This is a genomic window from Nocardia pseudovaccinii (assembly GCF_050942345.1).
Lineage (GTDB): Bacteria > Actinomycetota > Actinomycetes > Mycobacteriales > Mycobacteriaceae > Nocardia > Nocardia pseudovaccinii.
Genome location: NZ_CP192074.1, coordinates 1,610,731 through 1,631,033, shown reverse-complemented (window position 1 = coordinate 1,631,033; position 20,303 = coordinate 1,610,731). Strand labels below are relative to the sequence as shown.

Below are 20,303 nucleotides of genomic sequence, written 5' to 3'. Positions count from 1 at the left end.
CCGGCCGAGCCGGCGGGGTGGGTAGGACTAGCGTGGTCGGCATGAGTCGATTCGGTGGGTTCCCACTCGCGGGGCTGGACTTTTACGAGGATTTGGAAGCCGATAACTCGAAGGCCTTCTGGACCGCGCACAAGGATGTCTACGAGCAGTCGGTCAAGGCGCCGATGGTCGCGCTGACCGCGGAGTTGGAGGCGGACTTCGGGACCGCCAAGATTTTCCGGCCGTACCGGGACGTGCGCTTCTCCAAGGACAAGGTGCCCTACAAGACGGCGCAGGGCGCGGTGGTCAGCGTTGCGCCGGGTACGGGCTGGTATGTGCAGATCAGCGCGGCCGGACTCTTCGTCGGCGGCGGGTTCTATGCGGGCTCGCCCGCGCAGATCGCCCAGTTGCGCACAACCATCGATGACGAGGTCCGCGGCCCGGAGCTGGAGGCCATCCTGGCAAAGCTCACCAAGGCCGGATTCACCATCGGCGGCGAGCAGCTCAAAACCAAGCCGAAAGGTTACGACGCCGACCATCCGCGCATCGATCTGCTGCGGCACAAATCGCTGACCTGCAGTAAGGAATACGGCGCACCGGTCTGGTTGGACAAACCCCGCGCTGCGAAGGAGGTCCGCACCGCCTGGGAGACGATGCGGCCCTTCATCGATTGGCTGGGCGCGGTGGTCAGTGGTGCGCCCGCTCGGACCTAACGGCGGGCGGCGAGGACAAGAGCGAAGCGGTCGTCCGGATCGGTCCAGACCTGTTCGGTCTCGAATCCCGCTGCGGCCAATTCGGCGTCCAATCCGTCGATACGGAATTTGGCCGAGATTTCGGTGCGCATCTGCTCGCCGCGCGTGAACTGGACAGTGAGGTCCAGTTCGCGGACCTGCACGGTCATATCTTCGGTGGCCTCCAAGCGCATTTCGATCCACTCGTGTTCGGTATCCCAGACGGCGACATGGGCGAACTTGTCCGGCTCGAAGTCGGCGTCGAGGCGACTGTTCAAGACATGCAAGACATTTCGGTTGAATTCGGCGGTGACACCGGCCGCGTCGTCATAGGCGGGTACCAGTACGGCGGGGTCGATCACCAGGCCCGCGCCGAGCAGCAGCTGCTCGCCCGGCTCCAGCACCTCGTGGATGCTGGACAGGAATTCGGCCCGTTCGGCGGGGACCAGATTGCCGATGGTGCCGCCGAGGAAGGCGATCATGCGGCGGCCGCCGCCGGGCAGATTGTGCAGGGTGTCGGTGAAATCGCTGACCACGCCGTGCACCGCGAGGCGCGGGAACTCGGTAGCGATCTCCGCGGCGGCGGCCCGCAGCGCCGAGGACGAGACATCCTGCGGAACATAGGTTTTCAGCGGTCCCTCGGCCGTCAATGCGGATAGCAGCAGCCGAGTCTTGGCGGCCGAACCCGAGCCGAGTTCGACCAGGACCTCGGCCTGCGCGGTGCGGGCGATCTCGCCGACTACCCGCTCCAACAGCGCGCGTTCGGTGCGGGTCGGGTAGTACTCGGGGAGTTCGGTGATCTGCTCGAACAGTTCACTGCCGCGGGCGTCGTAGAACCACTTGGGTGGCAACCACTTCGGGTCCGCGGTGAGGCCGAGCCCGGCATCCGCGCGCAACGCCGAGGTGAGGTCGTCATCGGAAAGGTAGATCTCCAACGTGGGTGCGGTCATAGGAGCGAGCCTTTCGTGCTTGGAACGTCTAGTAGCGGTGTGACGGACAGCGCGCCTGGGCGGGCGCTGACCAGCTGGCGATCCGGAATCGGCTGCCAGCGCGGGTCGTCGTCGAAGGGCTCCGAGGACAGGATGGCGAAATCATCGGTCACCAGGGCGGATAGTGAGTGGTAGACGGTGGTCGCCCACAGCTGCCTGCCATCACCGAGCAGGAAATTCAGTCGGGCGCCCGGGGATTGAGCCAGTACGGCCGAGACCAGCAGACTCAATGCAGCCGGTGCCGCCGCCCACGAACCGTCGGGAGTGTCGGTCGAGAGCAGACTGCGCAGGATCACCCAGAGCGTCGCCGCGTCGGTCGCGGATTCGGCCTCCAGCAACTGCACCGGCTCGAACAGCGGCCCCGCGCCCAGTTCGGTTGCGGTAGAGCCGAATTCCGCGGCGACCGCGCTGAGGGCCCGCCGCCAATCGGGCACCATGCCGTTATGGGTGAACGCCCACCGACCGTGCGTGAACGGTGCACAGGCATTCCGCTCGACCGGCATACCAACGGTCGCCGAGCGAACCGCCGCCAAGACCGCCCACGACTCCAGTTGCGGCAGGACCTCTTCCACCGCCGGATCGGTCCAGATGGGCGCTGAGTTGCGATACCGGCTGACGGTCACGCCGTCGTCGTCACGCCACCAGGCCACCCCGAACCCATCCGCATTGATCGTCCCGCCCCCGCGCATATCCTTGGGCGCCCACGCCTGGGTCCGCAGGGAATGCGAACCGAGCGTCAACATGTCGCCCACGCGCACCGGCGGACCGACGTAACCGAGTTGACGACACATCAGCGCCGCCCTTCCGCCGTCGATACCCTCACTCGCCCTCGCCTTTTCGCAGGTCGCGGGCCAGGCGGAAGCCGGAGAAGATCTGGCGGCGGATGGGGTGGTCCCAGTTGCGGAAGGTGCCGCGGCACGCGACCGGATCGGTGCCGAAGGAGCCGCCGCGCAGGACTCGGTAGTCGCCGCCGAAGAACACATCGGAGTATTCGGCGTACGGGAAGGCGCGGAAGCCCGGATAAGCCTCGAAACCCGATGCGGTCCATTCCCATACGTCGCCGATGAGCTGATGCACACCGGCCGGGGAGGCACCGCCCGGATATGCGCCGACCTCGGCGGGTTCCAGGTGCCGCTGGCCGAGATTCGCGGTGGTGGCATCGGGTTCGGCATCACCCCACGGGTAGCGGCGGGACGCGCCGGTCTCCGGATCGAAACGCGCCGCCTTCTCCCATTCGGCCTCGGTAGGCAGGCGCTTACCGGCCCAGGCGGCATACGCCTCGGCCTCGAACCAGCAGACGTGCACCACCGGCTGCTGCGGACGCACCGGCGTCATCACGCCGAATCCCCGACGCCACCAGTGCCCGGCCGGATCGCACTCCCAGAACTGCGGCGCCACCAGGCCCGCCTCCTGCCGGTGCGCCCAACCGTGTTCGGACCACAGCTCGGGCCGCTCGTAGCCGCCGTCGGCGATGAAGGCCTGGTACTGCGCGTTGGTGATCGGTGCGACGTCGATGGCGAAGGCGGGCAGGTGCACCGGATGCGCCGGACGCTCATTGTCCAGTGCCCATGGGTCGGTCGAGGTGCCCATGACGAATTCGCCTGCGGGAATGACGGCTTCGCCACCGACCGGAGCAGCCGCCGTCGGTGCGGCCGACGCGGACAGCACCGAGGGGCCGGTGCGCAATTGATGGGTGGCGAGCATCGTTTCGTCGTGCTGCTGCTCGTGCTGGGCGATCATGCCGAACGCGAAGCCGCCGTCGACCAGTGGATCACCGTGTAAAGCGCTGGTTTCCAGCACATCCCACACCTTGTCGCGCACGGTGCCGACATAGCCACGGGCCTGGCTGGGGTCGAGCAGCGGCAGTCCGGGGCGATTGGCGCGAGCGTGTTTGAAGGCGTCGTACAGCTCGTCGATATCGGCGCGCACCGCTGCACGGCGGCCGACATCGCGCACCAGCCAGAGCTCTTCCTGATTGCCGATATGGGCGAGATCCCAGACGAGCGGGCTCATCAGTCGCGAATGCTGGGCGACCAGCTCTGCTTCATCGAGGGTGGTGAGGCCGATGGTGCGATCCCTTGCGCGGGTGAGCACTTCGGCGATCCGGTCACGCAATTGTTCGGTGCCGGAATTATCCGTTGCGGGGTACTGAGTGGTCACGATGGGTGTCTCCCGAACTCGTTCTGGTCGGCTACTCGAGCTGCGGCGCCGCGAGTCACGGATGGTCCTCGGGCTGATCCGCACTGCGCGAAACGAGTTCATCGGTCGGGGTGCGACCGCTGCGACATCGTTCGGCGGCGGATTCGATCTCGCGGGCCGCCGCCGGACTCGCCGCATGTGCCGCGGCCAGGGTCAGCAACTCGACAGCGATGCCACGGATCTCCGGATCGGCCAACCCGCAGCGCGCCGCGTCGAGCCAATGGCCCGCGAGTGGCGCGGCGAGCGCCGTCGCCTCGGCGACAACCGACGGAGACGACAGCAGGGCGTCGAAGATGTGGATCGGTACGGTCCAGTCGTTATCGGGTTGGGCATCCAGATAGCGGACCTCGAGATGTCCGGAGGCGCGTACCGGCGGGAACAGCGTGGTCAGGTGATAGTCGAGGTCGCCGACATCGGGGCGCCGGCCGATCTCGTCGTCCAGCGCACCGGACAACCAGTCCGCAAAGGTCGCCTCCGGCGGCGCTGACCAGCCGATACCGCCGCCGTTGCCGGATGCGCCATCGGGGCGGCGAACGCACAGCAGCGGGACATCCAGGGCCCAGCGCGCATAGCCGGCGATCGGATCCGGCCAGGACTCCACCGCGGGACGGGTGCGCGCGTGGTCGAGACGCAACCAGGTCCGCATGCGCTGGGATGCCCACGCACCCGCTGGTGCACTGTGTAATTCGGGCGAGCAGGCGAAGGCGGCGAGTAGCGCGGGACCGATCGTGTACAACGCATTCCACCGTGCGGTGACTTCGGCACGGTCCGCACCGGCATCGACGCTGACCTGCGTCGCGGCGGTATTGCACATCATCAATTTGCCGAAGGGGCCGATGCCGCTGAAGGACTCTTCCATGGCGCGATAGCGCGGTAGCCGCAGGACCCGTTTCGGGCGGCGGTCCGCATCGGCGGCGGCGGAGACGGTGCGGATGGATCGGGATTCGAGTAGATCCCGCAGCATCCGAGCATCGGCGTGCAAACCCTCGCACAACTGCGCGGCAGCGGCGAACGGGGCACTGGAGAGTTCGATCTGACCGCCGGGTTCGATGGTGACCCGGCTGCCCCCTGGCAGCGGAAGTGCCGGTGAATCGGGGGCGATGGACCGCGGTGTATAGGGTCCGAGTGCATCTGCGAGTGCAGCCAGTTGCGGGCGGGGTGCGGCCGACGGGCCGGACGACGAACACTCACCCTGCACGGTGAGCCATTCCAGTTCGGCGCCGATGAGCGTCGGTGGCCCCAGCTTGAAGCAGATTTTCGCGATATAGGCCTCCGCCGCGGCCCGCGAGGACAGTTCGCCGTGAGCCAGCGCTATCACCCGCTCCGGATGTTCGAGCGTGACCGCCATACCAACCTCCACCGTATGGAACCGGGTAACCGTAGCTGTGCTGCGTAGGCGCTGCCGGTCGTTGTTCAGGTAGTTCTGTATCGCTGTGGATGCCGGTCGTATTCCGATGCACCGACCCGAACCAGCGTAGCGAGGGGCACCGACAAGAAATGTGACAAGAATCTGAATTCGTGGCCATGCACAGCGCAGGACTCGCGCACCGTGGCCCGGACCTGCGCCGACTCGTGCGACGGCCCAATGCCCCGATTTGGGCGATACTGTCGAGGCCATGCTCGACGAGAATCGCGTACGCGCCGACATACCGGCCTACGACGCCGGATCCGATCTGGTCTTCCTCGACAGCGCGGGCTCCTCGTTACCACCCCGAGTCGTCGTCGATACCGTTGTGGCACATCTGCGACGCGAAGCCGAAATCGGCGGCTACCGCGCGGCGAACGAGCGACTCGACGATCTGGCCGCGGTGAAAACCGATATCGGCCGACTCGTCAACGCCGATCCGACCGGCATCGCGCTCAGCGATAGCGCGACCCGCGCATGGGCCGACTTCTTCTACTCGGTCCCACTCGCACCCGGCGACCGGATCCTCATCTCCGGCGCCGACTATGCGAGCAATGCCATTGCGGCGCTGCAACGGGCCGAGGCGACGGGCGCGGTGGTCGAACAGATTCCCAGCGACGGCAGCGGCCAGATCGACCTCGACGCCTTCGCCGACATGGTCGACGAACGGGTCAGGCTGGTGTCGGTGTTACACGCTCCGACCAATGGCGGTCTGGTCAACCCGGCCGCCGACGCCACCCGTATCGCGCATTCGGTCGGCGCGCTGGTACTGCTCGATGCCTGCCAGTCGGCCGGACAGCTGCCGATCGATGTGGCCGAACTCGATGTCGACGCGCTCTCGGTCACCGGCCGCAAATGGCTGCGCGGGCCGCGCGGCACCGGATTCCTCTATGTGCGACCGGAATTGGCCGCGTCGATGGAGCCGCAACGGCTGGATCTGCACAGCGCGCAGTGGACCGGCCCACAGGAATACGCCATGGCGCCCGATGCGAGTCGCTTCGAATTCTGGGAATGCGATGTGGCGGCGCGACTCGGTCTCGGCGCGGCCGTGCGATATCTGCTCGAGCTGGGGCCCGAGGAGGTCTACGACGCGATCGCGGTCCGCGCGGAGCATCTGCGCAAATCGCTGCCGGAAATCGACGGAGTCACGGTGCGCGACATCGGGATTCGGCACAGCGGCATCGTTTCGTTCACCGTCGAAGGGAAATCCGCCGTCGAGGTGCGCGATCGCCTTGCGGCGCAGGATATTACGGTGACGGCGAGCCATGCCAGCTCTACGCTGCTGGATATGACGGCCCGTGGCCTGGATTCGGTGGTGCGTGCCTCGCCGCACTGCTTCGTGAGTTTCGAGGAGCTGGACCGGTTCGTCGGCGCGGTCGCGACACTCTGATGTCACCTCGCGAACTGGTCGTACTAGGCACCGCGAGTCAAGTTCCGACCAAGCAGCGCAACCACAATGGGTATCTGCTGCGCTGGGGCGAGGAGGGCATCCTCTTCGATCCTGGCGAGGGCACACAGCGGCAGATGACGTACGCGGGCGTATCGGTCACCGATATCACCCGGATCGCCGTGACGCATTTCCACGGCGACCACTGCCTCGGACTACCCGGCATCATCCAGCGGATCAATCTGGACAAGGTCGCCCATCCGGTCGATGTGTACTACCCCGCCTCGGGTGAGGCGTTCTTCGATCGCCTGAGCTATGCCAGCTCGTTCTATCGCACCGTCGAGCTCCGGGCGCATCCGATCGCTGATCCGGGTGCGTTGGACGCGCCCGGTGCACCGTTCGCCCTCGAGGCGGTCGCGCTATCGCATCCGGTCGACACCTTCGGCTACCGGCTCACCGAACCGAGCGGTGTGCGCATCCTGCCGGAGCGGCTCGCCGTATTCGGCCTGCACGGCCCGGCGGTCGGACAACTGCAACACGCGGGCAGCATCGAATTCGACGGGCGCACAATCACGCTGGCCGAGGTCAGTGCGCCGAGGCCGGGCCAGAGCGTCGCATTCGTCATGGACACTCGCCTCTGCCCAGGTGTAGCGGCCCTCGCCTCGGGCGTGGACATGCTGGTGATCGAGGCGACCTTCCTGGACGCCGACGCCCACCTCGCCGAGGAATACGGCCATCTCACGGCCGGACAAGCGGCCCGGGTCGCCGCCGAGGCGGGCGTGCGCACCCTGGTGCTGACGCACTTCTCCCAGCGCTACCGCGATCTCGACGGCCACCGCGCCGAGGCGTCGGCGTACTTCACCGGCGAGATCGTAGTCGCCACCGACCTCGCGAGAATCCCACTCCCGCATCGCCGTTAGTCCGAATGGCGCTCAGGAGCAGATCACACGCGAGCCGGGACCCATACCCGCTACCCGGATCCACATCTGCCGCGGGATACGGTCGAGCCGATCCCGGCAACGATGTGGCTCTCAGGCCAGGTGCAATGCGAGGACTTGCGCGACTAGAACGCGAGTATCGGTCGCCGGGACAACAAGGCGCAGACTGCGGTTCGCCTGGAGGGCGGCGATGCCATGCAAGTTGGTCCACAGTGCGATGGCGACGGCCCTCTGGTCGTCGGCGGTCGGTGCGGCCGCGGCGACCAGCGCGGCAAAACGTTCGAACAGCGGCAGGGTGATCGAGCGCAGATTCTCGCCGGAACCCTCGAGCAGGTCGTGGCGAAACATCAGGGTGAACATCTCGGGACGCTCCCCCGCGAATTCGACGTATTCGGCCGCCATGACCTGCAGTTGCTCGCGCGGCGTTGTCGCCCCCGCCGCCGCCTGCGCGAACCGCTCGATGAGATCGGCGAAACCACGCGCGGCGATGGCGGCCAGGAGCGCGCGGTGTGTCGGAAAGTGCCTGCGCGGCGCACCGTGGGAGACCCCGGCCGCGCGGGTGATCGCCCGCAGACCCAGCTGGGCCGCGCCGACCTCCTCGAGCATGTCGACCCCGGCGCCGACCAATCGTTCCCGCAACGGTTCGCTCGCAACCATGCAGACATTGTCTACGGCGCTCATCGATTCACTCCTGTCGACTGCGTCACAGAGGTCCAAATGCCCTATCGACAATCGTAGACGATGTCTACTCTCTGCTGTAGACATCGTCTACGACAATTTCTCGGAGGCTCATGTGTGGTACCGGTTGTTCAAGTACGTTCTGGTCGGCCCCCTGCTGCGGCTGCTCGGCCGCCCTGAGGTGGAAGGGCTGCGGCACGTACCCCGCACCGGACCGGTAATCATCGCGGCCAACCATGTCGCGATGCTCGACTCGATGTATCTCGCGCTGGCCCTGCCGCGCCGGGTCACCTTCCTGGCCAAACAGGAGTACTTCACCGGGACCGGATTGAAGGGCCGGTTCCAACGCTGGTTCTTCACCGTCGCGGGTCAGGTCCCGGTGAACCGCACCGGCGGCACCGCCGCCGCGGACGCACTGACCGCCGCGACGAAAATCCTCGAATCCGGCGACGTCTGGGCCATCCATCCGGAGGGCACCCGCTCCCCGGACGGCTGCATCTACCGCGGCCGCACCGGCGCACTGCGCGTCGCCATGGCCACCGGCGCTCCGGTCATCCCGGCCGTGCTGTCGGGCACCGACAAGGTGAATCCGCGCGGTCACCGGCTGCCGCGCTTCGGCAAAGTGCGCATCAGCTTCGGCACGCCGCGCTATTACCCGCAGCCCGCCCCGAACCACCCGGCGCCGGACACCGGCCAGGTCCGCGCCGCGACCGACGAACTGATGCGGGAATTGGCCACTCGATCCGGCCGGGACTACGTCGATCGCTACGCGGCAACTTTCTCGAATCGCCCATAACACCACCGCGACACGGGCGTGTCCTCGGAATGGTTAACGCGGGGACGAATTGGCGGGATAGTTGGGGAGCAGGCCGGTTCACCCATGTCCGGCCACCGCATCGGGGTGACAAGGGAGTTGGACTTTGAGCAGGTTCACCGACGAGATGTACGCAACGGCACAAACCTCGGGTCGCGGATTGGTGACCGGGGAGCCCAACGCGCCGTTTCGGCAGACCTGGGGTGAGATCCATCGAATCGCCCGGCGGATGGCGGGCGGACTGGCCGAAGCCGGCATCGGACACGGTGACGCGGTAGGCGTGCTGGCCGGGATGCCGGTCGATATCGCACCGGCCTGTCAGGGCATCTGGATGCGCGGCGCGTCGATCACCATGCTGCATCAGCCGACGCCGCGCACAGATCTGGTGGTCTGGGCCCGCGATACCGAGACCGTGCTGTCGATGATCGAGGCGCGCGCGGTGGTACTCGGCGCGCCCTTCGAGGCCGCCGAACCACTGCTGCGCGAGCGCGGCATCACCGTGGTGCGCATCGATCAGCTGCGCGAGTGCCCGGAGATCGATCCGGTGCCGACCGTCGAGACCGATATCGCGTTGCAGCAGTTGACATCCGGTTCGACCGGATCGCCGAAGGCGGTGCGGATCACGCACGGCAACTTCTATACCAACGCCTACGCCATGTTCGATCGGGTGAAGTTCCAGCTCGACGAGGATGTCATGATCAGCTGGCTGCCCCTGTTCCACGATATGGGGATGGTCGGATTCCTCAGCGTCCCCATGCAATTCGGCGCCGAAGTGGTCTGCGTGACGCCGATCGACTTCCTGATGCGTCCACTGCTGTGGGCCGAACTGATCGACAAGTACCGCGGCACCGTCACGGCGGCACCGAATTTCGCGTACTCACTGCTGGCTCGACGGCTCAAGCAGGCCGAGGACGGCGCCTACGACCTCAGCAGCGTCCGATACATGTGGAACGGCGCCGAACCCGTCGATCCGGACACCATGGAGAACCTCGCCGCGGCCGGCAAACGCTTCCGGCTCAATCCGATGGCGCTCACCCCGGTCTACGGCATGGCCGAAACCACACTGGCCGTATCGGTTCCGGATCCCGGACACGGACAGGTCCTCGACATCATCGATGCCGATCTGCTCGAGGCGCTTGGCAAGGCTGTGCCCACCCACGATCACCACGGCAATGTCCGCCGCATGCCCACACTCGGCTATCTGGTCGACAATCTCGAGGGCCGGGTCGTCGATGCGGAGCGCCAGCCGCTGCCGACCCGTTCCGTCGGCGTGATCGAACTTCGCGGTCCCGCGGTCACTTCCGGCTATGTCACGGTCAACGGGTTCCGCCCGGCGCAGGATGCCGACGGCTGGCTCGACACCGGCGATATCGGCTACTTCACCGATGAGGGTCTGATCGTGGTGTGCGGCCGGATCAAGGACGTCATCATCATGGGCGGTCGCAATATCTACCCGACCGATATCGAGCGTGCCGCTATGCGCGTGGCGGGGGTGCGTCCCGGCAATGCCGTCGCGGTCCGCCTGGACGCGGGTGAGAAACGCGAAAGCTTCGCCGTCGTGGTGGAAAGCAACGACCACCAGAATGCCGATGAGGTCAAGCGCATCGAACGCGAAATCGTGCACGCGGTGTTCTCCGAAGTCGGCGCCCGCCCGCGCACCGTCGCAGTGCTCGGCCCCGGTGCCCTCCCGAAAACCTCCTCGGGCAAGCTGCGCCGCTCCGCCACCGCGATCCACCTGCACTGAGCCGCAGTCGAACTCGGCCTAGTGCAGTTGATTCTGGGCCGGTTCGAGCCCGACGCGCAGTAGCAGTTCGACCGCGTCCGCGGCTTGCTCGACGATCACCGGCACTTCCTTGCGCTCCACCGACGAAAACGGTTTGAGCACGTAGTCCGCCGGGTCCTGGCGACCCGGCGGGCGGCCGATGCCGATGCGGGTGCGCAGATAGTCCTTGGTGGTCAGGGCACTGGAGACCGAACGCAATCCGTTGTGCCCGCCCTCACCCCCGCCGCGCTTGAGCCGGACCTGACCGAACGGCAGATCCAATTCGTCGTGCACGACGATCACCTCGGTCGGCGGCACCGAGAAGAATTTCGCCAGCGCCGCGACCGAGCGTCCGGACAGATTCATGAACGAGCGCGGCTTGGCGATCAAGACCTGACGCCCGTCCAGCCTGGCCTGCAAGAGATCCGCACCGGACTTCTTGTGCACAGCAAAACGGCCGCCGACGCGCTGTGCGAGCACGTCGGCGACCAGAAAGCCGATATTGTGCCGGGTGCGCTCGTACTCCGAACCTGGGTTGCCAAGTCCGACCACGAGCGCGGGCCCGGTCGAGGATTCGGTCATTCGGACAACCGATCCGGGGAGTTCTTACTCGGCGCTCTCGGCGGCGGCCTCGGCCGCGGCAGCGGCGGCTTCCTCCGTCTCCTGCGCGGAGGCCGGGGCGGCGATGATGTTGACGATCAGCGCCTCCGGGTCACCGGCCAGGGTGACGCCCTTCGGCAGGTCGATCGCACCGGCGGTGATCTGGGTGCCCGCCTCGGCGCCCTCGATCGAGACCTCGATGGCCTCCGGAATGTTGAGCGCGTCGGCCTCGATGGACAGCGTGGTGGCGTCCTGGGTGACAAGGGTGCCCGCACCGGCCTCACCGGTCAGCGTGACGTTCACATCGGCGGTGACCTTCTCGCCGCGCTTGACGATCAGCAGGTCGGCGTGCTCGATGTAACGGCGAATCGGGTGCACCACAACGGATTTGGTCAGCGCGAGCTGCTTCTTGCCGTCGATGACGAGGTTCAGCACCGCATTGGTGCCGTGCTCGCGCAGGATGGCGGCGAAGGCCTGGGCGTTGAGCGAGAGGTGCTGCGGGTCGGCGGCGTGGCCGTACAGCACGGCGGGAACGTTGCCCGCGCGACGGGTGCGGCGGGCGGCGCCCTTGCCGAACTCCGTGCGGACGGCGGCTTCGAGAAGGTTGGCGTCGGACATGACTGGATCTACTCCCTACGGCTCTTCCGGGCTGTCAACAGTGCGCCAGGGACTGTTTCCCCCCTGGCAAATGGTTGGTCTACTCGTCGGGCGAAGACCGAACGAGGACGGCCGAGAGCCGAGCCGCGTCGATCACGGTGAACGCATTACGTCTGCGGTCACCCTCGCCGAGACAACCCGAACACCATAGCGCAAGTGTTTATGTCCAGCTGAATCGGGTGGTCGGACTGGCCGGATTGTCGTCACCCCGGTCGCGTACGCTGGAGCGGTTGCCGATCGGCCGTCTGAAAGGTTGTTGCAGTTGACCGCCTCCACTGAGGGTGTCGTCACGCCCGCCCCGCGTGGGTTGCCCGCCGAGGTCGCCCGGCGACGCACATTCGCGGTGATCTCCCACCCCGACGCGGGCAAGTCGACGCTCACCGAGGCGCTGGCGTTGCACGCCAGGATGATCTCCGAGGCGGGCGCGATCCACGGCAAGGCCGGACGCAAGTCCACCGTGTCGGACTGGATGGAGATGGAGAAGGCGCGCGGCATCTCGGTGAGTTCGACCGCGCTGCAGTTCAACTACCGCGCCGCGGGCTCCGATATCGATAACGTCATCAACCTGGTCGACACCCCCGGCCACTCGGATTTCTCCGAGGACACCTACCGCGTGCTCACGGCCGTCGACGCCGCGGTCATGCTCATCGACGCCGCCAAGGGGCTGGAGCCGCAGACACTGAAGTTGTTCCAGGTGTGTCGCCATCGCGGCATCCCGGTCGTCACCGTGATCAATAAATGGGACCGTCCTGGCCGCGCGCCGCTGGAACTGCTCGACGAGATCAGCGAGCGGATCGGCCTCACCCCGACGCCGCTGTTCCTGCCGGTCGGCATCGCCGGTGACTTCCGCGGTCTGCTACGCCGCGGTCCCGAGGGCGCGGCCGTCGAATACATCCACTTCACTCGGACCGCGGGTGGCGCGACCATCGCGCCGGAGGAATCGATAGATCCGGAATCGGCCGCGACCCGCGAGAGGGAGGCGTGGACGACCGCCGCCGAGGAGAGCGAACTGCTCTCGGCCACCGGGCAGGACCACGACCAGGAAATGTTCCTGGCCGGGCAGACCTCCCCCGTCATCTACGCCTCCGCGATGCTGAATTTCGGTGTGCGACAACTGCTGGAGACCCTGGTCGCGCTGGCGCCTGCGCCCGGCTCGCGCGCCGATATCGGCGGCACGCCGCGCGACACCACCGATCCGTTCAGCGCGGTCGTATTCAAGGTGCAGGCCGGAATGGATGCGGCACACCGGGATCGGCTCGCATTCATGCGGATCGTGTCCGGCGAATTCGAGCGCGGGATGGTCGTCACGCACGCGCAGACCGGTCGGCCGTTCGCGACCAAATACGCGCTCACCGTTTTCGGACGGGAGCGCTCGACCGTCGACACCGCCTACCCGGGTGACGTGGTCGGCCTCGTGAATGCCACCGCGCTGGCGCCGGGGCACACGCTGTTCGTGGACAAGAAGGTGGAGTTCCCGCCGATCCCGTCCTTCGCGCCGGAGCACTTCGCGGTGCTGCGGGCGCAGAGTGCGGGTAAGTACAAGCAGTTCCGCAAGGCCATCGACCAACTCGATTCCGAAGGCGTGGTGCAGGTCCTGCGCAATGACGCGCGCGGCGATGCCTCACCCGTGCTCGCGGCGGTCGGTCCGATGCAGTTCGAGGTGGTCACCGCGCGGATGCTCGCGGAGTTCAATGTCGAGACGCATATGGAGCATCTGCCCTACACGCTGGCCCGGCGCACCGATGCGGAGTCGATGGCCGAACTCGATCGGCAGCGCGGGGTCGAGGTGTTCACCCGCTCCGACGGGGCGCTGTTGGCGCTGTTCAGCGATAAGTGGCGGTTGCAGTACATCGAGAAGGAGCATCCGAAGCTGACGCTCGAGCCGCTGGTCGCCGCGGCGGATTAGGGATCGCCGTTCACCCGGCTTCGGGCTCGGCGGCCTCCGGTGCGGACTCCCGCCCCAGCAGGGTGGCGCCGGGCTCGCGCTCGACCGACGCGATGCCGTCCTCGCGCGTGATCAGCCCCCATCGACTCGAGGTCAGGCGCAGGCTCGGCAGATCGCTGAGCGAGAGCACCACCTCATAGGTGCGCTCGTATCCGGTATGCGCGATGCGCCAGCGACCGTCATTGCAGCGGACGTAGCGATCGGTATAGAAGGCCGCGCCGCGCAACAGCATGTTGTGCGCCGGTATCAGCACGGTATCGGCGAGATACCAAGTGCCGGTAGCGTTATCACCGTCGACATCGATCTCCGGATGGTCGCATCGATGCTCGGTGATGACGTGCGGACCGAGGGTGTTGCGCATGAAGGCGAGGAACGCATCCCGCGACTCGAACTGCAGGTATTCGCTGTAGGTGGCGGTCGCCTCCGGGATCATGGTGTCCGCGAATTCGTCCCACGACTTGGTGTCGAGGGTGCGCAAATACCTGAACTTCAGGCGACTGATCGCTGACACAGCATCCTGGTCCATAACTCAACAATCCCATTCGAAGTCGCCGCGCTACGGAGATTGGGAGATTTGTATCAGATTGCTATCACTTCGAGCCGAAATCGGCGGTCTACCGGGCGGGTCAGTTTCCGATGGTGAAGCAGGTGTTGCAGAAATCGCTGCCGAATTCGGTCAGCCGCAGACTCTTGCGCACGATCTTGGGCGCACGCCCGGCCTTCTTCAGCGCCGCCTCGACCACCGGCTGCACCTCGAGCACCATGTAGCGGCTGAGCACCACCGGGTCTTCGGAAACCTGGGTCAGGCCGAGGCGGTTGAGATTGATCAGATACGTGCGGGCACGGTCCGGATAACGGACACCGGCCTGTTCCGGAACCGAGGTGAGATCACCGGTTACCAACTCCGAGCCGATGCCGAGCGGACGGTTGGTGCGCACATCGACCGACGGCTGCGGACCGTTCAATGCCATGAATCGCAGAATGCGTGCCTCATCCGGAGCCAGCTCGTCGAGGATCCGGTCATAGGCGGGGTGCACGTCCTCGGTGAAGTAGACATCGGCCGAGCGAGCGAGCAGCGCATCGCCGCGGCGACGCAACTCGTCACTGCTGGCCGAGCGCAGCGGCGCTCCGATGCCGATCGGCGCGGGCTGCGGCGCGCTACCGTTGGAAGTCGGTACGTAGCTGACGATTTCGCGCACCGACCCCTCGGTGACGCCGAGCGCGCTGCGCGCGATGGAGCGCAACGCGTTACCGGTGCGCTCAGCGATATCCGCAGACGACTCACCGTCGAGCGCGGCCTGGGTGATTTCCTTGGTCACCTCATAGGTCGTCTCGACGGCCCACTGACTGCCGCGCACCACGGTGCCCGCCGCGAGCCCCGCCGCTCGGAACACACCGCGAATCAGCCGCGCCTCATTGCTGATCTGCCGCTGTTCGACATCCGAGCTGCGCTCCACCGAGCGGGAACCGGCCCGGGCTATGTCCTGTCCGGTCCTGTCGTCTGTCACGTTCTCTCCGATGTATTGCCAAGTGAACGAATACGCCCACAGATTATTGCCCGCCAGCCTTCCAGGTATGCCTTACCGCGAGCCGAGTGGGCCAGCAAACACGCCGACCCCTGCTGTCGGACGCGTGATTGTCGCCATTGTCTCCGCCCCCGGTTGACACTACGACATTCTGGACACACAGTGTGACTGATGTCTCAGACAATCCGCTGTGGCCCGGGACACTCGCGATGGACCGGCGTCTAGACCTCACAGTAGGGTCCGTCTGCCGACTGGGTGCTAGTTTGGGTTGCCGGTGAGGCGGCGGTCACCGGTATATCGGCAGGAGGGTGTCGTGTTGGAGAGTGTTTTCGGGGTGCACCCGACGGTCCTCCTGGAGTTAGTGACTATCCCCCTTTTCACTGGCATCATCGGATACATCACCAACTGGACCGGCATCCTGATGTTGTTCAAGCCGGTTGCTTTCCACGGTATTCGTTTACCCGGATTGCGCGCACTGTTTCCCTTCCTGCCCAAGCGAATTCAGGTGCTGCCGCTGCTGAGCTACGACGGCCGAATGGGCTGGCAGGGCATTGTGCCCTCGCGCGCGGACAAAATGGCGAGCATCGCGGTGGACAAGGGGCTGGCGAAACTCGGTAGCGTCGCCGACTTCTATCGCGAACTGGAGCCGGACAAGCTCGCCGAACATCTCGCCACTATCGCCGACGCACAGATCAAGGACATAGTCGAAGAAATCCTGCGCCGCGAACATCCGCAACTCTGGTACAACCTGCCGACCGGAGTGCGCGAGATGATTCACGCGCGGGTCCGCCAGCAGCTGCCCGACATTCTGCGCGAGCTGACCGAGGAATTGGGCGCCAATATCGATCAGCTGCTCGATGTCAAGCAGATGGTCATCCGTTATTTCCAGGCGCGTCCGCATCTGCTCAACACCCTTTTCCAGGTACTCGGCGCCAAAGAACTGCGGTTCATGCAGAACTTCGGTTTCTACTTCGGCGCGCCGATGGGTGTGGTGCTGGTCGCCGTGTTGCATGTGACCGGCTGGTCGTCGCTGGTGGTGCTGCCGATCGGCGGTGTCGTCATCGGCTGGGTGGTCAACTGGATCGGCCTGAATATGATCTTCGCGCCCGCCTACCCGAAGTGGTGGTGCCCGTGGCGGCAGGGTCTGCTGATCAAGCGGCAGCTCGAAATCACCGACGGCTATGCGGAATTGGTCTCCAGTCAGGTGATGACCGTCGCCAACATCGGTGACGAGTTGCTGAACGGCCCGCGCTCGGACCGGACCATGCAGATGCTCGAGGACACGCTGCGCCCGGCCGCGGACCGGGCGCTCGGACCGGCCCGACCGGCGGTGAAGTTCATGCTCGGCAGCCGGGAGTACGACTCGCTGCAGTCGACGCTGACCACCGAGGCGATGTCCATCGCGCCGATCGCCTTCGCCGATCCGGACTTCAATGTCCAGCAGGGCAGGCAAATCAACGACTACATCGCCAAACAGATGTCGGCGCTTTCGCCTCCCGACTTCGTGGATATGCTGCGATCGGCCATCAAACAGGACGAATGGCTCCTTTTTCTGCATGGCGGCGTGTTGGGGCTCTTCGCCGGATACGCTCACATCCTGATCTTCGGAACGGGAGTGGCGACAACATGGCTATGACGGAAGCTGGCGGCGACGATCTGCGGGCCGCCGGGCAGGGCTCCGAGCGAACCGAGCAGTCCGAAGTGGCCGAAACCGCAAGAACTTCCGAGTCCTCGACATCCGGGCAATCGACGGAGATCGCGCGCCTGCCCGTTGGTGCGGTCGAGCCGAAGCGGCAGGTCAGCTCGGTGCGCAAGACCGTTCGCGCGACCACCGGGGTTGCCAGGGTCGCGGTGAGCGCGGCCGCCGAGGTGACCGCGTGGGGCATCGACACCGCACTCGGCGTCGGGGCCACCGTGGTGCGCGGCAGTATCGCGGGAACTCCCCCGCGCGAGGTGCTCGCGGAGGCGGAGGCGGAGGTTCGTGACGCGGTGCGGCGCGCGTTGCGCCTGCCCGCTACGCCCGAACAGCCCACGTCCGATGCCGTTCCCACCTTGCGTGAGCAGGGGGCCGCGCTGCTGCGGCTGTCGGCGAGCACGCAGGGCGAACACCACGAAACCCACCCGGCCTTCGCGCGCATGCTCGAGGAGCTGACCCCCGATGAGGCGCGCATCCTGCGCTTCCTGCATCTCGACGGCCCGCAGCCCTCGATCGATATCCGCGCCGGACGACCGCGCGGCATCGGCGTCGAGCGAATCATTTCCGGGCTCAACCTGATCGGTGAGCACGCGGGCCTGCGCTTCCCCAACCGGATCCAGCAGTATCTGCCGAACCTGCGCCGCCTCGGACTGATCGAATTCGTCAAGGAGCCGGTGGGCAATCCGAACCGCTACCAACTCCTCGAAGCCCAATCCCCGGTCCGAGAAGTGTTGAAGCGCTCCGGTTTCGGCACGAAGGTCTACTACCGCAGCATCGCCCTCACGGGCTTCGGCGCGGACTTCGTGCAGACCTGCCTGCCGGTCGTGGTCCAGGACGGGCGCGTCTCCGGCACCAGCTGATCAGGCGCCGTCGGCCAGTTCCAGCCAGCGCTCCTCGGCGGATTCCTTTTCGGCCAGTACCTGTTTCAGCTCTGTGCCCAGGGTGATCAGTTTGTCCGGATCGGTGGCCGCATCGGCGAGGGCGGTGTGCAGACGTTGCTCGCGTTCGGTGAGCTTGTCGATGGCGCGCTCCAGTTTGGCCAGTTCCTTGCGCGCGGCACGGTAAGCAGCGGAGTCGGTCGCAGGGGTTTCGGCGGACTTGGCGTCGGTGGATCGCGTTGCGGCCGAGCTCGATGCGGCGCGCTTCTTCAGGTATTCGTCGATGCCGCCGGGGAGATTGGTGAGTTTTCCATCGCCGAACAGGGCCCAGGTGGAGTCGCAGATGCGCTCGATCAGATAGCGGTCGTGGCTGATCACGACCAGCGTGCCCGCCCAGTTGTCGAGCAGGTCTTCCAATTGTTGCAGGGTGTCGATGTCCAGGTCGTTGGTCGGCTCGTCGAGCAGCAGGACATTCGGTTCGGACATCAGGATCCGGGTCAGTTGCAGCCTGCGGCGCTCGCCACCGGATAGGTCACCGACCGGGGTGCGCTGACGGGCCGGGGTGAAGCCAAGACGCTCGGCCAGCTGGCCTGCGGAGATTTCCTTATCGCCCAGCATGATTCGCTGCGCGATCTGCTGCACCGCCTCCAGCACCCGCAGATCGGTCGGTAGGTCGTCGAGTTCCTGACGTAGCCAACCGATCTGAACCGTCTGTCCCTGAATGCGTTTGCCCACAGCGGGTTCGACGGCACCGGCCAGCGTGCGTAGCAGGGTCGTCTTGCCGGAGCCGTTCACACCGACCAGGCCGACCCGCTCCCCCGGCGCCAGGCGCCAGGTCAAGTCACGCACCAATTCGCGGCCGTCCGGGGTGGTGAGTGTGGTGTCCTCGAGTTCGATGACGACGCGGCCCAGGCGCTTTCGCGCGAACGCGGCCAGCGAGACGCTGTCGCGCGGCGGCGGCACATCGGCGATCAGCGCCTCGGCCGCCTCCACCCGATAGCGCGGCTTGGAGGTGCGGGCCTTCGCACCGCGTCGCAACCAGGCCAGCTCCTTGCGCGCCAGATTCGCGCGCCTGGCCTCGGAGGCATCGGCCTGCCGCGCCCGCTCGGCGCGCGCGAAAATCCAGTCGCCGTAACCGCCTTCGTAGCTTTCGACCTTGCCGCCGACGACCTCCCAGGTGTCGGTGGCGACGGTGTCGAGGAACCAGCGATCGTGGGTCACGACCACCAGCGCGCTGCGACGCTCCAGCAGATGTTGCGCCAGCCACTGCACGCCCTCGACATCGAGGTGGTTGGTCGGCTCGTCCAGGACGAGCAGATCGAGGTCGCGAACCAGCGCGGCGGCCAGTGCGACGCGGCGGCGCTCGCCACCGGAGAGATTGTCGACCGAAGTATCCAGACCGAGGCCCTCGATCCCGATGCCCTCCATCACCGAACGGATGCGCGGATTCGAGGCCCACTCATGCTCGGCCACGCCGTATTCATGTCGGCGCTCCCGGGGCCCTCCGTGGTCACGCAAGCTACCGCCTCCGTGCCCGTCGCTCGCGCCGGGGGTCATCGCGTCATCGGCCAGTCCGGCCAGCACCACGGATCCGACGGTCGCGCCCACGGGAAGTACACCGCGCTGGGTCACCACCGCGATGCGCAGCCCGCCGACCCGGCTCACCCGGCCGCTGTCGGGCGGCTCGAGACCGGTCAGCACCTCCAACAGGGTGGTCTTGCCGCCGCCGTTCAGGCCGACGACACCGATCCGCTCGCCCGCGTGGATGCCGAGCGAAACATTGTCCAGGAGCGGTTTGATACCGAAGCTCTTGGAGACCTGTTCGAGATTGATCAGGTTGGACATGGATCCTTCCGAGTCATGCGCCGGGCGAGCACTCGCCCCGCGCAAGCGTACCGAGCATCCCGAACCACCCGCCGCCCCACCGAACGCCCGAGCGTCCATCCAGGTATCGCGGCCCAGGACCACTTGCACGCCGCGCACTTGTTCTCCGCTCCGACCGCCTGATCCGATCCTGATCAGCGCAGTCCGCCGCGAAGGCGCAACCCTGTCGAGTCTCGGAGACTTGCGCTACGAACGACGTTCGTTTAGAGTCGCCGTAGCGAACAACGTTCGTCAC

At 66.3% G+C, this 20,303-nt stretch carries 18 protein-coding genes; 8 read left to right on the top strand and 10 right to left on the bottom strand.

From position 1 onward, the window contains the following. The first annotated feature begins 41 nt into the window (after nt 1-41). Nucleotides 42-692: a DUF2461 domain-containing protein gene (locus tag ACQPZ2_RS07300; protein ID WP_433524849.1), complete on the top strand. Its 651-nt coding sequence runs from the start codon at nt 42-44 to the stop codon at nt 690-692. Here the strand turns inward: ACQPZ2_RS07300 and egtD are convergent. Genes egtD through egtA form a run of 4 tightly spaced genes read right to left on the bottom strand, consistent with a single transcriptional unit; the run spans nt 689 to nt 5,246 of the window. Continuing rightward, on the bottom strand, nt 689-1,660 hold the full coding sequence (gene egtD / locus ACQPZ2_RS07295) for an L-histidine N(alpha)-methyltransferase (protein WP_433524848.1): 972 nt from the start codon (nt 1,658-1,660) through the stop codon (nt 689-691). The genes ACQPZ2_RS07300 and egtD overlap by 4 nt on opposite strands. Then, nucleotides 1,657-2,490, bottom strand: a complete 834-nt coding sequence (gene egtC / locus ACQPZ2_RS07290; protein WP_433524847.1) for an ergothioneine biosynthesis protein EgtC — start codon at nt 2,488-2,490, stop codon at nt 1,657-1,659. The genes egtD and egtC overlap by 4 nt, the downstream gene beginning before the upstream one ends. Before the next feature lie 28 nt (nt 2,491-2,518). Then, nucleotides 2,519-3,859 carry an ergothioneine biosynthesis protein EgtB gene (egtB, locus tag ACQPZ2_RS07285; protein ID WP_433524846.1) on the bottom strand — a complete coding sequence of 447 codons (1,341 nt, stop codon included), beginning with the start codon at nt 3,857-3,859 and terminating at the stop codon, nt 2,519-2,521. Nucleotides 3,860-3,914: 55 nt separating this feature from the next. Beyond that, the gene (gene egtA / locus ACQPZ2_RS07280) at nt 3,915-5,246 is read right to left on the bottom strand and encodes an ergothioneine biosynthesis glutamate--cysteine ligase EgtA (RefSeq protein ID WP_433524845.1); all 1,332 of its coding nucleotides are present in this window, start codon (nt 5,244-5,246) and stop codon (nt 3,915-3,917) included. 268 nt (nt 5,247-5,514) lie between these two features. Here egtA and ACQPZ2_RS07275 point away from each other — a divergent pair, with 268 nt between their 5' ends. Both ACQPZ2_RS07275 and ACQPZ2_RS07270 read left to right on the top strand, forming a co-directional pair. Then, nucleotides 5,515-6,693 carry an aminotransferase class V-fold PLP-dependent enzyme gene (locus ACQPZ2_RS07275; RefSeq protein ID WP_433524844.1) on the top strand — a complete coding sequence of 393 codons (1,179 nt, stop codon included), beginning with the start codon at nt 5,515-5,517 and terminating at the stop codon, nt 6,691-6,693. Continuing rightward, nucleotides 6,693-7,610, top strand: coding sequence for a ribonuclease Z (locus ACQPZ2_RS07270; RefSeq protein ID WP_433524843.1), 918 nt, complete (start codon nt 6,693-6,695; stop codon nt 7,608-7,610). Before ACQPZ2_RS07275 ends, ACQPZ2_RS07270 begins: the two co-directional genes overlap by 1 nt. Before the next feature lie 111 nt (nt 7,611-7,721). Here the strand turns inward: ACQPZ2_RS07270 and ACQPZ2_RS07265 are convergent, their stop codons facing one another. After that, nucleotides 7,722-8,309: a TetR/AcrR family transcriptional regulator gene (locus ACQPZ2_RS07265; RefSeq protein ID WP_433524842.1), complete on the bottom strand. Its 588-nt coding sequence runs from the start codon at nt 8,307-8,309 to the stop codon at nt 7,722-7,724. A gap of 112 nt (nt 8,310-8,421) precedes the next feature. Between ACQPZ2_RS07265 and ACQPZ2_RS07260 the strand changes: the two genes are divergently transcribed. Both ACQPZ2_RS07260 and ACQPZ2_RS07255 read left to right on the top strand, forming a co-directional pair. Then, nucleotides 8,422-9,102, top strand: coding sequence for a lysophospholipid acyltransferase family protein (locus ACQPZ2_RS07260; protein WP_433524841.1), 681 nt, complete (start codon nt 8,422-8,424; stop codon nt 9,100-9,102). Between the two features lie 124 nt (nt 9,103-9,226). After that, the gene (locus ACQPZ2_RS07255; RefSeq protein ID WP_433524840.1) at nt 9,227-10,864 is read left to right on the top strand and encodes a fatty acyl-AMP ligase; all 1,638 of its coding nucleotides are present in this window, start codon (nt 9,227-9,229) and stop codon (nt 10,862-10,864) included. A gap of 18 nt (nt 10,865-10,882) precedes the next feature. On the opposite strand, the gene pth is transcribed toward ACQPZ2_RS07255, so the two are convergent. Together pth and ACQPZ2_RS07245 are read right to left on the bottom strand one after the other, a co-directional pair. Next, the gene (gene pth / locus ACQPZ2_RS07250; protein ID WP_387293381.1) at nt 10,883-11,464 is read right to left on the bottom strand and encodes an aminoacyl-tRNA hydrolase; all 582 of its coding nucleotides are present in this window, start codon (nt 11,462-11,464) and stop codon (nt 10,883-10,885) included. A 24-nt stretch (nt 11,465-11,488) separates the two neighbouring features. Then, entirely contained in the window at nt 11,489-12,100 is a 612-nt protein-coding gene (locus tag ACQPZ2_RS07245; protein WP_433524839.1) for a 50S ribosomal protein L25/general stress protein Ctc, read from the bottom strand. Nucleotides 12,101-12,401: 301 nt separating this feature from the next. On the opposite strand from ACQPZ2_RS07245, the gene ACQPZ2_RS07240 reads away from it, so the two are divergent. Further along, nucleotides 12,402-14,045 (top strand): peptide chain release factor 3, encoded by a 1,644-nt coding sequence (locus ACQPZ2_RS07240; protein WP_433524838.1) that lies wholly within the window; start codon nt 12,402-12,404, stop codon nt 14,043-14,045. 10 nt (nt 14,046-14,055) lie between these two features. On the opposite strand, the gene ACQPZ2_RS07235 is transcribed toward ACQPZ2_RS07240, so the two are convergent. Further along, on the bottom strand, nt 14,056-14,610 hold the full coding sequence (locus ACQPZ2_RS07235; protein ID WP_433524837.1) for a nuclear transport factor 2 family protein: 555 nt from the start codon (nt 14,608-14,610) through the stop codon (nt 14,056-14,058). A gap of 100 nt (nt 14,611-14,710) precedes the next feature. Then, the gene (locus ACQPZ2_RS07230; protein WP_433524836.1) at nt 14,711-15,592 is read right to left on the bottom strand and encodes an Abi-alpha family protein; all 882 of its coding nucleotides are present in this window, start codon (nt 15,590-15,592) and stop codon (nt 14,711-14,713) included. 331 nt (nt 15,593-15,923) lie between these two features. Here ACQPZ2_RS07230 and ACQPZ2_RS07225 point away from each other — a divergent pair, with 331 nt between their 5' ends. After that, nucleotides 15,924-17,246 carry a hypothetical protein gene (locus ACQPZ2_RS07225; RefSeq protein WP_433524835.1) on the top strand — a complete coding sequence of 441 codons (1,323 nt, stop codon included), beginning with the start codon at nt 15,924-15,926 and terminating at the stop codon, nt 17,244-17,246. After that, complete coding sequence (locus ACQPZ2_RS07220) at nt 17,243-18,166, top strand: Abi-alpha family protein (RefSeq protein ID WP_433524834.1); 924 nt, start codon at nt 17,243-17,245, stop codon at nt 18,164-18,166. The genes ACQPZ2_RS07225 and ACQPZ2_RS07220 overlap by 4 nt, the downstream gene beginning before the upstream one ends. Here the strand turns inward: ACQPZ2_RS07220 and ACQPZ2_RS07215 are convergent, their stop codons facing one another. Continuing rightward, nucleotides 18,167-20,029, bottom strand: a complete 1,863-nt coding sequence (locus ACQPZ2_RS07215) for an ABC-F family ATP-binding cassette domain-containing protein (RefSeq protein ID WP_433524833.1) — start codon at nt 20,027-20,029, stop codon at nt 18,167-18,169. Between the last annotated feature and the right edge of the window lie 274 nt (nt 20,030-20,303).

What these genes read in the sequence shown, in the direction of transcription:
- ACQPZ2_RS07300 (WP_433524849.1), top strand. Translation starts at nt 42, where the DNA reads ATGAGTCGATTCGGTGGGTTCCCACTCGCGGGGCTGGACTTTTACGAG.
- egtD (WP_433524848.1), bottom strand. Translation starts at nt 1,660, where the DNA reads ATGACCGCACCCACGTTGGAGATCTACCTTTCCGATGACGACCTCACC.
- egtC (WP_433524847.1), bottom strand. Translation starts at nt 2,490, where the DNA reads ATGTGTCGTCAACTCGGTTACGTCGGTCCGCCGGTGCGCGTGGGCGAC.
- egtA (WP_433524845.1), bottom strand. Translation starts at nt 5,246, where the DNA reads ATGGCGGTCACGCTCGAACATCCGGAGCGGGTGATAGCGCTGGCTCAC.
- ACQPZ2_RS07275 (WP_433524844.1), top strand. Translation starts at nt 5,515, where the DNA reads ATGCTCGACGAGAATCGCGTACGCGCCGACATACCGGCCTACGACGCC.
- ACQPZ2_RS07270 (WP_433524843.1), top strand. Translation starts at nt 6,693, where the DNA reads ATGTCACCTCGCGAACTGGTCGTACTAGGCACCGCGAGTCAAGTTCCG.
- ACQPZ2_RS07265 (WP_433524842.1), bottom strand. Translation starts at nt 8,309, where the DNA reads ATGAGCGCCGTAGACAATGTCTGCATGGTTGCGAGCGAACCGTTGCGG.
- pth (WP_387293381.1), bottom strand. Translation starts at nt 11,464, where the DNA reads ATGACCGAATCCTCGACCGGGCCCGCGCTCGTGGTCGGACTTGGCAAC.
- ACQPZ2_RS07245 (WP_433524839.1), bottom strand. Translation starts at nt 12,100, where the DNA reads ATGTCCGACGCCAACCTTCTCGAAGCCGCCGTCCGCACGGAGTTCGGC.
- ACQPZ2_RS07235 (WP_433524837.1), bottom strand. Translation starts at nt 14,610, where the DNA reads ATGGACCAGGATGCTGTGTCAGCGATCAGTCGCCTGAAGTTCAGGTAT.
- ACQPZ2_RS07220 (WP_433524834.1), top strand. Translation starts at nt 17,243, where the DNA reads ATGACGGAAGCTGGCGGCGACGATCTGCGGGCCGCCGGGCAGGGCTCC.
- ACQPZ2_RS07215 (WP_433524833.1), bottom strand. Translation starts at nt 20,029, where the DNA reads ATGTCCAACCTGATCAATCTCGAACAGGTCTCCAAGAGCTTCGGTATC.